The organism is Lysinibacillus sp. RU7 (genome assembly GCF_057837305.1).
This window is the reverse complement of record NZ_JBYQFK010000282.1, coordinates 1-241: the sequence shown is the minus strand read 5'-3', so window position 1 is coordinate 241 and position 241 is coordinate 1. Positions and strand designations below refer to the sequence as shown.

Annotated in this window: 1 protein-coding gene; it reads left to right on the top strand. The window is 66.8% G+C overall.

Annotated features, from left to right (window positions below; translation table 11 throughout):
* Positions 1–241, top strand: a 241-nt coding sequence (locus AC3II9_RS22410; RefSeq protein ID WP_489158973.1) for a carboxyl transferase domain-containing protein, incomplete at both ends; no start/stop codon positions are given.

Sequence of the window (241 nt, the reverse complement as noted above, 5' to 3'; positions counted from 1 at the left end):
ATCGTCGCCACGCTTAACCGGCCCAAGGCGATCGATATCGAGATCACCGCCCCCGTGCCCCCGCGGCTGGACCCGGCGGACCTCTACGGCATCGTGCCGCAGGACGTGCGCGCGCCCTATGACGTGCATGAGGTGATCGGGCGGATCGTCGACGGCTCCGAATTTCATGAGTTCAAGCCGCTCTACGGCACCACGCTCGTCTGCGGCTTTGCCCGCATCTGGGGCATGCCGGTGGCGATCC